Annotated in this window: 2 protein-coding genes; both read right to left on the bottom strand. The window is 67.3% G+C overall.

Features of this window, described 5'->3' with window-relative positions:
• Nucleotides 1–602 (bottom strand): cbb3-type cytochrome c oxidase subunit I (locus ACP7AU_RS17680; protein WP_426052274.1); only part of this gene is annotated, 602 nt, incomplete at its 3' end.
• Nucleotides 599–1283: cytochrome c oxidase subunit II (locus ACP7AU_RS17675; RefSeq protein WP_426052273.1), on the bottom strand; the 685-nt coding region annotated here is incomplete at its 5' end. The genes ACP7AU_RS17675 and ACP7AU_RS17680, both read right to left, overlap by 4 nt.

The raw sequence follows: 1283 nt of genomic DNA, 5'->3' as shown, positions 1-1283 counted from the left end.
GCGAAGATCGGCATCTTGTCCAGCGACATGCCGGGGGCGCGGTATTTGAGGATCGAGACGGTGATCTCGACCGCCGCCGCAATGGCCGAGATTTCGACGAAGGTGATCCCGATCAGCCAGAAGTCGGTGTTGATCCCGGGCGAATAGATCGCCCCGGTCAGGGGCGGATACATGAACCACCCGCCGTCAGGCGCGATGCCCAGCACCATCGACACCAGCATCATCGTGCCACCGAAAACATAGCACCAGAAGCCGTAGGCCGAGAGCCGGGGAAAGGCGAGATCGCGGGTGCCCAGCATCTTGGGCAGAAGGTACATCGCCAGCCCCTCGAACGTCGGGATGGCGAACAGGAACATCATGATGGTCCCGTGCATGGTGAAGATCTGGTTGTAGATCTCCGGCCCGGCGAAGGCCGATTGCGGCGTCGCCAGCTGGGCCCGGATCAGCATGGCCAGCACGCCGCCGACCAGGAAGAAGAAGAAGGACACGGCCAGGAACATCCGGCCCAGATCCGTGTGGTTGACGGTCGAGATCAGGCCGCGCGGGCCCGGCTCGGACGCCCAGATTTCGGACAGTTTGCGGTGGCGCTGGAGCGTGTTCATGGCGTGCCGCCTCCGACGAAGCGCTCCCAGTCAGAGGGGTCGTGGGCGACCACGGTGAAGGCGAACTGGTCGTAGCCGACGCCGCTGAACTCGGCACTGCGCCCGGCATAGGTGCCCGGCGCGTCGGCCTCGATGCGCAGGACGTTCACGTGGCCGGGAATGGCGTCGAGCTTGCCGGCGAGGCGCGGAACCCAGAAGCTGTGGATCACGTCGGTCGAGGTGATGGAGACATCGACGGGCCGCCCGGCGGGGATGTGCAGGACGTGCTCGGTGATCCGCCCCGGCGCGTCGCCGTAGGCGAAGGTCCACTGCGAGCGGCGCGCCTCTGCGCTGACGTTGACGACGTCGGGGCCCTGTCGGGGCAGCAGGGATTCGCCCGCGATCAGCCCATAGGCCAGGAGCGCCAGCAGCACGACAGCGGGGAAGGCGATGCCCAGCTTTATGACCCACAGCCGCTCGTGCCGCGTCTCGTCGACCGGCCGGCGTTTGCGGACGAAGGCGAGGGCCACCAGCACCATGACGAGGGCGAAGATGGCGACGGCTCCGGCCAGCATCACCCACCAGATCTGGGCGATGGTGCGGGCCGCCGGCCCGGCCGGGTCGACCGTGGACAGGGCCCCCTCGCAACCCGCCGGCATCAGTGCCGTTGTCAGGACGAGCATCGAAGGCCGCAAGGACGAC

The organism is Brevundimonas sp. SL161 (assembly GCF_049896985.1).
Lineage (GTDB): Bacteria > Pseudomonadota > Alphaproteobacteria > Caulobacterales > Caulobacteraceae > Brevundimonas.
The sequence above is the reverse complement of the archived record's forward strand: the minus strand, read 5'-3'. Positions and strand labels throughout refer to the sequence as shown.